This is a genomic window from Streptomyces sp. NPDC086147 (assembly GCF_040702165.1).
Classification (GTDB): domain Bacteria; phylum Actinomycetota; class Actinomycetes; order Streptomycetales; family Streptomycetaceae; genus Streptomyces.
Map to the genome: position 1 here is coordinate 20258 of NZ_JBFBJO010000035.1, position 10974 is coordinate 31231.

Genomic DNA, 10974 nt, shown 5'->3' on the forward strand with positions numbered 1-10974 from the left:
AATCCTCCGGGCCGTCAGGCGATCTCGTGGCGGAAGTCGGCGGGCCCGGGCCGTTCGTGACCGAGGGCCATGACGAGCAGCGGGGCCTCGTCGCCGCCCGTGAGCCCGAGCCGCTCGGCGTACGAGACGTTGTCGAAGCCCAGCGCCACGCCCGCGCCCAGGCCCAGGGCCGAGGCCGCCAGGTAGAAGCCCTGGGCGACGGCCCCGGCGGTGGCGACGGCGAGCCGGTAGCCGCGGTCGCCGACGGCGTCCAGGACGGCCGTGGTCCGCACGGTGGGCACCAGGACCGCCCCGGCCTGCTCCAGGTTGTAGTTGGCCAGGAAGTAGTTCTCCTGGAGGAAGGGGCCCTGCGGCCCGGTGACGACCGGACGCAGGTCGCCGCGGTCGGGGTCGTACGCGTACGCGCCCTGCCCGATCCCCTCCACGTGGTTGACGAAGGCGTAGAGCCGGGCGAGCCGGTGCTTCCCGGCCGGGTCGCTGTCACCGGCCAGCCGGGTCCCGGCGCAGGTCGCCAGGACCGCCGACAGGTGCTCGGCGGACACCTTCCGGCGCGCGTCGAACCGTCCGAAGCTGGAACGCCGCTCCCGCAGCGCCCGGCGCACCCCGGTGTCCGGGAAGGCCGGTGCGGGCAGGGGGACCGGCACGCCCCCGTCGACCGCGTCCGTGCGAGCCGTGTCCGTGAGGGCCGCGGCGGCGGCCAGCGCGTCCGGGGCGGGCCTGGCGGTGGCGCCCGCCAGGGTCGCCCGGTGCATCGCGCGCACCTGCGGGAAGTCGAGCAGGGTGCGGGAGCGCTCGGCGTCCCGGTGCCGGACGGCGGGCCGGTGGCGCGGGTCCGTGCGCGGGACCTCGGCCCTCTCCGCCCGGGGCCCGTCCCAGCGCAGCGGCACGACCGCGAACACCGCCTCCTGCTCGCCCGCCACCCCGAGCAGCCCGTTCAGGGCGGGCTCGTCGAACCACAGGGCGGGCGCGAGCCGCAGCCCCCGGGCCGCGGCCCAGATCCGCCAGGTCTGGGCCAGGGTGCCGAGGTCGGTGCAGACCACGTGGAAACAGAAGCTGTTGTACTTGAAGGAGTTCTGCCAGTACTTGACGCCGAGGATCAGGTACTGGTCGGTGTCGAGGGCCCCGTCGGGCGCGTCCGGGCCCAGCGCCTCGCGGACCCGGCCCGTGACGTCGCCGGTCAGCAGCCGTTGCAGGGCGTGCCGCTGGACGTCGTAGTGGTGGAGGCCCGGGGTGAGGGGGCCGGAGGGGCCGGCCGCCCAGTGGACGCTCACCGGGTAGAGCCCGCCGCCGCCCGCCGTGCCGCGCGACCAGTTGGCGTGGTGGTAGTACGGCAGCCCGGCCAGATCGGTGTTGGCCTGGATCCCGAGACGGCGCCCGGTCAGCCCGTACGAGTCCTTCAGCATCGCGGACAGCAGCGGGAGGCCGAACCCGGGGTGGTCCCCGGGCGCGAGGTCTCCGGCGCCGGGCAGCAGGCCGGGGGCGATCGGGACGTCCGCGAGGTCCTCGGTCTCCGGCAGCGCGAACGCCTCCGCGTCCGGGTAGTACTTGCCCCGGCGCGGGCCGTCGGCCCAGTTCACGACGTGGTCGGCGGGCTCCATCGGAACGCGGCCGCGGTGCAGGACGGCGTGCGCGTACTCATGCGCGTACCCCATGGGTTCCCCCCTTTCTCCGGGTCTCCCCGGGCGTCGGGCGCACTCGCCCGGTCGGACGGCCCTGGCGGACGGCCATGGCCGATGGCCTCGGATGACGGGACGTCACGGAAAGGGATGCGGGCCGGGGTTGAGGTCGGCCCCGGTCAGGTCGTCCGGCCGCAGGCCCGCCTCGCGCAGCGCGGTGCGCGTCCGGGGCATGTGCCGGGCGCGCTGCCGCGTCCAGCCGAAGTCCAGCGGCAGCAGGCCCGGCACGAGCACCTTCACGGTGTGCAGCCCCAGGGCCCGCTGCTCGGGCGCGGTCTGGTCGACCACGACCACGTCGAACCCGGCGGCGGTCACGGCCTCCACCGCCATGAGCAGGTCGTCCCGCACGTCCGCCCCGATCTCCTCGAAGCCGGGCGGACGCAGAGCGGCCACGGACACGGGCTCGGGCGGCGCGGGCCTGCGGAGCAGGAAGTCGGCGTGACGGCCCATCTCCGGCACCGCATAGACCAGCGGATGGTCGTGCAGGCCGGTGATCCGCCCGAAGTCCTCGGCCATGGCCCGGTATCCGGCCTCGTTCCGCTCGAACCGCTGGAGCAGCTGCACCGAGTCGGTGGCGATCTCGCACAGGGCCGCGGCGAGCGCCGCCTCCGGGTCCGGAGACGCCCCGGCCCCGAAGCACATCCGGGCCGGACCCCCGTCGAACCGCTCGGCCACACCCGTCACCACGGGCACCGGGAAGGTGATCCGGGTGTCGAAGAACCTGGCCCGGTACCCGTACAGGGCCATCCGGTCCACCATGACCCGGGTGCGCGGGTCGGTGCTGGTCGCCGGGTCGATCTCGGGGAGCGGCTGCCGTCCGTGCCAGGCGAGCAGGAAGGCGTCCCGCTCCAGGACCTCCATCAGGCCGCCGAGCACGGCCTCCTCCAGGCTTCCCCCGGAGGAGCAGCCGTTGGAGCTCTCCTGCACGAACCGGTGCTCGATCCCCGGTTTGTGGTAGTACGCGAGCACCTCGGGCACGGCACGGGGGATCCCGTCCCGCAGCGACCAGCCCCACACCCACGGGACGGGACGGTCCGGCGTGAACGGCGGCACCCACGGGTTGGCCCGGTGGAACTCCTCCGTGTAGAGACCGGTCTCCCGGGGGTCGACGGCGGTCGGCCCCAGCTCGTCCAGGGACGCCGTCAGGGTGACGGCGCGCCCCCGCGCCCGCATCCCCGCGAAGCGCTCCAGGCCTTCGAGGACGCCGATCAGGGTGCTGGCGCGGTACGTGTCGGCGTGACCGCCCCAGAACGTCTCCCGCAGGTACTCCCCGGACCGGCTGGAGAAGCAGCCGACGGTGGCCGAGGTGGTCGGCGAGGTGACGTCGCACACCACCGACGAACCCACCGCGCCCCAGTGCGGGTTGGCGAACGCGTCCACGGCCAGGCCGTACGCCTCCACCGGCCGCACCCGCCCGGCGCCCGGCCGGTACGGGGGCGCGGGCCGCAGGACGAGGGCCGCCGCCTGCGCCGTCACCGGCTCCGGGACGCCGCAGCCGGGGCAGTCCGGCTCCGGCACCAGCGGGTGGTGCCGCACGGTCAGCCGCTCCAGGTCCACGAGCCACACGTCCGGGAAGGGCCCCCGGCCGTCCGGGGGAGCGGCGGCGAGCCCGGCGACCAGGGCGGCGACGGCCCGCGCCGCGAACGGCGTCCGGTGGGGCCAGGGCCCCGCCTCCCGGGTGCCGCCGCGCAGTTCGAGCCCCTCCCGCAGCCCCACCGAGCGCACGCCCTGCCAGCGGCGCTCCAGACAGACGCCGCAGCCGGGCCGGTCCGCCACGGGCCAGGGCCCGACCAGGACGTGCCCGCCGTACAGGTGGACGGGGAGCGCGGAGCGCGCGGCGGCCCCCTCCCGCCGTACCCGGAAGGCGTCCCGGACGCCCAGCGCCGAGACCGCGAGGTCCGGGACCGGGCGGCCGGGCGCGGACGGCAGGTCCACCAGGGCGTCGCGAAGGTCCTCGGCGAAGAGGCGGCAGGCCTCGCGCCGCGGTTCCCCGGCCCCGTCGACCGGGGCCTCGGCGAGGTCAGCGGTCATCGCCGGCCGCCCTGGTGAGCAGGACCCGGACGGTGTGGATCCCGGCGGCGGGCAGGTCGGCGGCGTGCGTGGGCACGACGAGGGCGTCCCGGCCCGCGGCGGCGAGGCGTTCCAGCACGTCCGTCCAGGTCACGGCGGAGAGCGCGGGCGCGGGGCCGTCGGCGGTCACCGGGATCAGGGCCGCGTCGAGGTCCGCGAGGAGTGGGTCGCCGGTGTCGGGCACCCCCTCCGTGCCGAGGACACCCTCCGCGGCGAGCTGGGCCGCGCCAAGCAGGTCGCGCAGGGCGTCGGTGGCCGCGTCGGACCGGTCCAGGGCGGCGCCGACGGCCCACCGGCCCGGCCCGTCCGCCCCTGCGGGCCCGTCCTTTCCGTTCCGTTCCGCGGGCCGGGTCCTGGCGAGGACCACGGACACCCCGGTGCGCTCCTCCTCCCGGAGGTCGAGGAGTTCGACGTCCAGGCCCAGGTGCCCGGCGGAACGCAGCAGGAAGCGGGTCTCGGGGACCTCGTCGAACACGGCCGGGGGGATCACCGCCGTGTGCCCCGCTCCCCGTACGGACCGCCGCAGCGCGTCGTGGGCGAGCGCGGACAGCAGACCGGCCGCCGAGGCCTCCGGCAGACCGGCGCCCGCGCCCGCCCCGGCGCGGGACGGCTCGAAGCGGCGGTCCTGGTTGTCCGGACCGAAGGGGCGGACGGCGCCGGCCGGCACCCGGACCGGCTCCTTGGTCAGGAGCGACGTGGCCAGGACCCAGGAGGCGACCGGATCGCCACCGGCACCGGTGGCCGTGCTCAGCGCGTCCGGATCCACCCGGGGAGACGCCTCTCCGTGGTTCGGGGGCAGGGTCACCGCGGGAACGGTGGGGACGACGTGCTCGGCGTACACCTCGGCGGCTGCGTCGAGCGCGCGCAGCCGGGCGCCCGCCGTGTGCTGGACGTCGAAGGCGACGACGGTCCGCGTCCCGGCCGCGCCGAGGCCGACCTCCACGGCGCCGACCTTCAGCGGGGTCTGGGTCACCGGCTCGTCCGCGTACCGGGTGAACACCCCGACGGACGGCCGGACCGCGAGCGAACGCCGGTCGAGGTCCGCGAGCGGTCCCTCGGTCGCGCCGTCCTCGGGGGCGGCGGCGACCACCGGCCGGAAGGCGGGCCGCCCGGCCGCCTCCGCGAGGTCGACGGGCCCGGCGGGGGCGGCTGGAGTCCGGCAGAGCGGGCAGCGCGGATGGGGCAGCAGCCGCTCCGCCAGTACGTCGAAGGAGGCCGTGTCCTGGAGCAGCACCTGCCCCCGCGTCTCGGCCGGCAGCGCCTCCGTCACCAGCCGGAACACCTCGTACCCGAGCAGGTTCCCGAGCATCGCGGCGAGCGGACCGCGCGGTGCCGGCGCGAAACTCCCCTGCGACGCGGGACCGTTCAGGGCGAGATCGCTCCACAGGTCGGCCGCCACCGCCGCGTCCCCCGCCGCGCCGAGCCGCAGGGCCGCGCAGGCCACACAGCCCTCGGAGTCCGGAGTCCCGGCCGGCCCGACCACGACCCGTCCGCCGAACGTCCAGGCGGGGAGCAGGAGCCGGCCCTCCGGGACGCCCCGCCGCAGCAGGGCGACCGAGGTCCCGAACGCGTCGCGCCCGGCGGCGGCCACCACCACGTCGTACCCCGCGTACGCGTCCCAGCCGCCGGCCCCGCCGACCGTGTCGGGTCCCGCGCCCGTCAGCACCGTCACCTCCGCCGGGCTGCCGCCGGCGGTGAACTCCTCCGCCTCCGCCCGGAGCGCGCCGAACTCCGCCGCCGTGGCGGGCCCTTCGGCCAGGGCGGCCTCGACGCCGACGGAGGCGCAGCCGTTGCGGATCAGGGAGAGCGCGCACCAGCGGGCGACCGGACCGTCGCCGAGCACGGCCACGCGGGTGTTCCGGAAGGCGGCGAACCGGCTCTCGGCACCGTCGACGTAGTGGTCGACGTACGCGATCTGCCGCGCGAAACGGGCCGCGACCGCCGGCTCCACGGACGCGTCACCCTCGGCCGGGTCCGGCACGGGCCGGGCGAAGCCGCGGGCGTACAGCGCCTTGACCAGACTGCCCACCATCGCCTTCTGCGGCTCCTTGAAGCCCTCGCAGATCTCCGCCACGGTCCGGCTGCCGTCCAGGTGGGGGACGAGGAGGGTGGCGAAGCGGTAGGCGGACGGGGAGCCGACCTGGAAGCCGCCGTCGGCGTTGTGGAAGATCACGCCCTTGGGCGTCTCGGTGAACAGCACGTCGCGGCGCACCCTGGGGCGGGTGCCGGCGGTCTCCTCGTACGGCGTCGTGGGCATGCGGGGAACGCACCTCCGGGTCGGGGCCTTGTGGGCCGCGCGGGACTGAAAGGCGGGACGTGCGGGGTCGTGGAGGACGGGCGGGGTGGCCGCTCTCCGTCACGGATCGGGGCGGGGCGGGCGGGTCAGGTGGCTCCCGACGGCAGCGCGTGCCGGGCCGTGGCGACGGGGGACTGCGGCGCGCCGCCGGGACGGCGGGACCGGTGCAGCGCGTGGGCGCGGAACAGCGGGTTCATGCGGAGGGCGCCGGGCTGGTCCTCCTCGATGAGCCCGGCGTCGAGGAGCCGTTCGAGGACTTCTTCGGCGTCCGTCTCGGGGACGGAGAGGGCCCCGGCCGCGTCCGGCGCGGTGATCCGCCCGTCGAGGCGCGCCAGCCGCAGGTGCGCGTCGGCGAGCGGGGCGGGCAGCCGGCGCAGGGCCCCGTCGAGGGCGAGCGGCACGGACATCCTGGGGTCGTCGGGCAGCGCGAGCCTGGCGGGCAGGTCGCGCAGCAGCCACGCGGAGTGGTCGGCCAGGCGCATCCTCGGCCGGGTGAGCAGCCGGGCCGCGACGATCCGCAGGGCCAGCGGCACGTGCCCGCAGGCCTCCGTGAGGGCGTGCGCGGCGGCGGTCTCGGCCGCCACCCGCTCCTGCCCCAGGACGGCGGTCAGGAGCGCGCGGGACTCCGGCGGCGACAGGGCGCCGAGCTGGACCACCGCGGGCCCGTGCGTGGCGACCAGGGCGGCCAGGCCCATGCGGCTGGTGACGACGACGGCGCCGCAGCCGGTCGCGTCCAGGAACCGCCGTACCTGGTCCGGGTGCACGACGTCGTCGAGCACCACCAGGGACGAGCCGGGGGAGGCGCCGCAGGGGAGGAGCGCGCGCAGTTCCGCGGCGGCCTCGTCGGTCGGCCGGGGCGTGCCGTCGGCCCCGCTCATCGGCAGCAGCGCGGCGCCCGCCGGGTAGCGGTCGGCCATCAGGTGCGCCGCGTGCAGGGCCAGCGCGGTCTTGCCCATGCCGGGGCCGCCCGAGACCACCGCGAGCACCGGGGCGGAGCCGCCCCGCGCGCCCTCGCCGAGGTGGTCGACCAGGGCGGCGGTCTCGTGGGTGCGGCCGGTGAAGCCGGGGACGTGGGGCAGACGTGGTCCCGCGGTCTCCGAGGCGTCGGAGGAGGAGGGAGGAGAGGAGGGGAGGGAGGACGACGCGGGCGCGAGCGGCGCGGGTCCGGGGAGTGCGGGTGGGGGCGCGGGTGAGGCGGGTGCGAGCGGCGCCGACACGAGCGACGCGGTGGCCGGAACGTGCCCCCGGGGTTCGTCGCCGCGCAGAATGGCCAGTTCCAGTTCTTGCAGTTCCGCGCCCGGGTCGACGCCGAGTTCGTCCCGGAGGTGCGCCCTGATCCTCCGGTACTCGGCCAGGGCCTCGTTCTGCCGTCCCACCCGGTAGAGCGCCCGCATGAGCTGGGCGGCGAGCCCCTCGTGCTGGGGGCGGGCCCGGGTGGCCTCCCACAGGTCGACCAGGACGTCGCGACATCGCCCCCGGGCGAGCTGGATCTCGCAGACCCGCTCCAGGACGCGTAACCGCTCCTCGACCAGCCGGGGCACCTCGTCGCGGTGCAGGAGCTCGGAGGGGACGTTGGTGAGGAGGGGGCCCCGCCACAGGTCGAGAGCCCTTCGCAGCAGAGGGAGTTCGGCCTCTCCCGCCCCCTCGGCCTCGGCGGTCAGACGGCGGAAGTGCAGCAGGTCCAGGCTCTCGTCGTCGGCGGGGAGGAGGTAGCCGCCGGCCACCGCGACCACCGCCCGGTCCTCGATGTCGTACTTGGCGAAGAGGCGGCGCAGCCGCAGGACGCAGCTCTGCAGGGCCGCCTTCGCCGTCGCCGGCTGCTCCTCGCCCCAGACGGCCTGCCGGAGGCGGGAGACCGGGACCACCTCGCCGGGGCGGACCAGGAGCGCCGCGAGGAGCGACGTCGGTTTGGCCGGTGGAAGGACCACCACGTCACGCCCGTCGGTGATGCTGAGCGGACCGAGCAACTGGAAACGCACCGAGTTCCCTCCGTTGACGGTTGAACCCCTGCCGGGCCTGCGTGCCACGGCGCTCCCGGGAGACGTGTCCCACGGCCGCAGGCAGGACGGAGCGCCTGTGAAGCCGTCTTCACGCGTGGTTCGGCCGTGTGGCAGTGGTGAGTGTCTACCTGCGTAGATCGGACGGTCAAGGGGGGCCGTGAAATGCCGCAGGAGCACGCGGGGAGGAGGGCGCGGAGCCGCGGGCCGGCGGCGTCACTGGTGGAGGCGTCCTCACCCGTGGGCAGTCGAACTCGCTTGGCCTGTAAGCGAATTGACATCCGCATGTCGTTTCCCGGGCGTTGCCGCGGTGTTCACACGGGCCGGGGGCGGAGCACGGCGGCATGCGGAACGCCCGGCCGGCGCGCGCCTCCTCACGGAGACGTGCGCGGACCGGGCGCCGGGGCCCCGACGGAGGTCAGGCGGAGCAGGAGGTGGTGCTGCAGGTGGAGCTGGAGGTCGAGGTGGAGCTGGTGCTGGTGCAGCCGGCCAGCACGACCTCGCTGGCGTCCGAGTAGTCCGAGATCTCGAACGTCTCGGCCTCGAGCTCCAGGATCTCGTCCGCGAGGGTGCTCAGGTCCTTGTTCATGGTGCCTCCCGATGAGTCAGGGCGGATCGCCGCGGCCGGTGACCTCGTGGGTACCGGTACGGAACCATTCCACCGCCCTCCGCTCACCACCGGCGCACTTTCCGCTGGCGGTCCGCTGGCACATCGCTGGCACTTCACCGGCACCCGGCGCGGATCCGCCGCCGTCGCAAGGGCGAGGCCACACGGGCGACGTCACACGGGCGAGGTCATACGGGTGGCATCAGATCGCTCTCGCTGATGGTGTACGTCAGCGGGGGATAGGCGAAGTCCGTCTCCCTGTTCTCGCGGCGCCGCAGCCCGTAGAACTCCTGCCTCTGCTCGTCGTCGGCCGCCGTGAGGCGCGCGCCCTGCGGGAGGTGCGCGTGTCCGTTGTGAAATCGGACGAAGGTCTTCGACGTACGAAACGTCACGCCCAGCCATTCGTTGTCCGCCGCCCGTCCGGGCGCGTCCAACACGATCTTGTGCCTGAGCCGCCGATTCGCCTCCACGGAGAACGCGACGATTCCGTTGTGGACGAGAGGGATCTCGCACTGCTCGTCACCGGGCCCCTTGGGCCCGAACACCAGCTTTCTCGGCGGGTCCGCCTCAGGATTCCGGTAGCAGGAGAAGACGGCGATGAACGACTCGTCGGCCAGGTCGAGGGCCTGGTCGGAATGGCTGCCCATGGTCGTGTAGGCGTTCGTGTAGATCTCGACCAGGGCGTTGTTGAATCCGGCCGAAAGCGCCGCGCTTTCCTGGACCCGCCGCGCCAGCCGTTCGTGCACCGCCCGGAAACGCCGCGCCGGACTGCCGTATCGCGTGGTGGTGCGTACGAGAGGCACCCCGCCCGCCTCGTCGACCCTGGTGAGCACGGTGCCGCGCCGGCCCTTTCCCAGGTCCTCCAGGCGGGCCGACGCGGACAGCTCCGCGAAGAGGTCGACCTCGGGTGGCAGGGCGCACGAGATGATCCCGTCGGGGATTCTAGATTCGGGGGGCAAGATAGTCTCCGGTGTTCATGCTGAAGAGGAATTCGTCGCCGTAATCGACGAAGGACGACGACTTGTTCTCCTCGGCGTACAGCCTGCGCAGCTCGTTCATACCGTCCTCGGTGGGCGGCTCCAGCGCCACCGGTCCACCGGCCGTTTCGAGGAACGTGCGACCGTCCTTGTGGACGGCCTCCGTGCTCGAACAGCGCACCACGTATCCCAGGCGGGTCGGGAGCAGTGCGGCGTCCAGCGCCGAGGGCCGGACCTCGTGCGTGTACAGGCGGTTGGTGGACAGCGGCATGAAGAACACGGACCCGGGATGGAGGGTCAGGGTGAACCGCCGGGGAAGCGTGCCCCCGTCGAACTCCTCGGCCGACTCCTTGAGGCGGAAGTGAAGCCCGGTCAGCGCGCTGACGCCCTTCACGCCGTAGTCGAAACCGTCTCCGCCGTCCTCGGCCAGGGGCCGCAGGCCGTCGAGCCGGTCGTAGAAGGTGCAGAAGGCCATGATGCCGTTGACGGGCATGTCCTTGGTCTTGTCGGCGTGCGACGAGATCCTGGCCTTGGACTGCTTGCGCTCGGCCGTGGCACGGGTGTTGTGGTAGGTCTGGGCGAGGACGTGGTTGAGCGGCGCCTGGTCTCGGAAGACGGCGGCGGCCTCGCGGTTCAGTGCCCCGACGATGTGCGTGTCGGTCGGACGGAAGTTCTCGGTCGGCCCCGAGAGGTTCGTGGAGCACCGGAGCAGGCTGAAACGCAGTGCGTCACCGTCCCGCGTGACGGGCGTCAGATAGATTCCGCTGCGGCGGGCCGTTCCGGGCTTGGTGGACTCCGTCAGGGACTGGAACGCGTGCTCCGCACGGATCCGTCCGAAGTGATCGGCGTCGAGTCCGAAGAAGCGGGGGTAGTACACGCCGACGCCGTGCACGCGGCGGGGGACCCGGCCGGGGTCGACGGGGATCCACGTTTCGTCGTCACCTTCGCGGTGACCGTGCGGCAGCTCCCGGACGACGAAGACCCGCTCCGCGGCTTTCAGCGGGCCGCCGCTGATTCCGGACGTGTCGCCGTACAGGTAGACGGTCTTCCGCGCGAGGCCGAGCGAACCGGAGGCGAGTTCCTCCGGTGTGACGACGGACCCGAAGAAGTCCCGGACCAGCTCGTCATCCCGCGACGCCGAAGGCGCGACCAGGATGTTGTCCGCATCCTCGATGCGGGCTTCCGCCCGCTCTGTCGTCAGCTCTGTCGGGCGCATCAGAAGGTACCTTCCGTTCGCGGATTTCGACGTTTCCCCACCACCGTGGGTACGGCAACGGTCCGTCTGCTTTTGTTCACACCGCGCGGTGTGAACAAAAAAAAACGGGACGGCGGACCGCCAAGGGAGGCAGGG

The 10974-nt window shown here is 74.4% G+C and carries 7 protein-coding genes; all 7 read right to left on the reverse strand.

The annotated features are described in order from the left end of the window. Positions 1-14: 14 nt before the first annotated feature. Positions 15-1652 carry a nitroreductase family protein gene (locus AB0398_RS33210; protein ID WP_366379396.1) on the reverse strand — a complete coding sequence of 546 codons (1638 nt, stop codon included), beginning with the start codon at positions 1650-1652 and terminating at the stop codon, positions 15-17. Between the two features lie 102 nt (positions 1653-1754). Beyond that, the gene (locus AB0398_RS33215; RefSeq protein WP_366379397.1) at positions 1755-3707 is read right to left on the reverse strand and encodes a TOMM precursor leader peptide-binding protein; all 1953 of its coding nucleotides are present in this window, start codon (positions 3705-3707) and stop codon (positions 1755-1757) included. Continuing rightward, positions 3697-6003: a TOMM precursor leader peptide-binding protein gene (locus AB0398_RS33220; RefSeq protein WP_366379398.1), complete on the reverse strand. Its 2307-nt coding sequence runs from the start codon at positions 6001-6003 to the stop codon at positions 3697-3699. Before AB0398_RS33220 ends, AB0398_RS33215 begins: the two co-directional genes overlap by 11 nt. A gap of 125 nt (positions 6004-6128) precedes the next feature. Continuing rightward, positions 6129-8021: an AfsR/SARP family transcriptional regulator gene (locus tag AB0398_RS33225; RefSeq protein WP_366379399.1), complete on the reverse strand. Its 1893-nt coding sequence runs from the start codon at positions 8019-8021 to the stop codon at positions 6129-6131. 436 nt (positions 8022-8457) lie between these two features. Beyond that, positions 8458-8628: a thiazolylpeptide-type bacteriocin gene (locus AB0398_RS33230; RefSeq protein ID WP_031128743.1), complete on the reverse strand. Its 171-nt coding sequence runs from the start codon at positions 8626-8628 to the stop codon at positions 8458-8460. A gap of 206 nt (positions 8629-8834) precedes the next feature. Continuing rightward, positions 8835-9605 (reverse strand): hypothetical protein, encoded by a 771-nt coding sequence (locus tag AB0398_RS33235; protein WP_366379400.1) that lies wholly within the window; start codon positions 9603-9605, stop codon positions 8835-8837. Further along, positions 9589-10839, reverse strand: a complete 1251-nt coding sequence (locus AB0398_RS33240; RefSeq protein ID WP_366379401.1) for a hypothetical protein — start codon at positions 10837-10839, stop codon at positions 9589-9591. The genes AB0398_RS33235 and AB0398_RS33240 overlap by 17 nt, the downstream gene beginning before the upstream one ends. Positions 10840-10974: the final 135 nt, after the last annotated feature.